The 309-nt window shown below is 68.9% G+C and carries 1 protein-coding gene; it reads left to right on the top strand.

The features are described from left to right. Nucleotides 1-275, top strand: a 275-nt coding sequence (locus HA052_RS27245; protein ID WP_166454455.1) for a MotA/TolQ/ExbB proton channel family protein, incomplete at its 5' end; no start/stop codon positions are given. Nucleotides 276-309: the final 34 nt, after the last annotated feature.

Below are 309 nucleotides of genomic sequence, written 5' to 3'. Positions count from 1 at the left end.
CCACGGTGGGCTCCACCGCGCCGTTTGTCGGCCTGTTCGGCACGGTGTGGGGCATCTACCACGCGCTGACGGCGATCGGCATGTCCGGCCAGGCGTCCATCGACAAAGTGGCGGGCCCGGTGGGCGAAGCGCTGATCATGACGGCGATCGGCCTGGGCGTGGCGGTGCCGGCGGTGCTGGGTTACAACTGGCTGGTGCGTCGCAACAAGCTGGTGCTGGACATGGTGCGCGTGGTGGCCGGCCGCCTGCACGCCAGCCTGCTGAACGCGCGCTGAGGCGTCGACGATGAAAGGGCGCAACGCAAGATTC

This window comes from Chromobacterium fluminis, assembly GCF_011602385.1.
In the GTDB taxonomy this organism is placed as follows: Bacteria; Pseudomonadota; Gammaproteobacteria; order Burkholderiales; family Chromobacteriaceae; genus Chromobacterium; species Chromobacterium fluminis.
The sequence above is the reverse complement of the archived record's forward strand: the minus strand, read 5'-3'. Positions and strand labels throughout refer to the sequence as shown.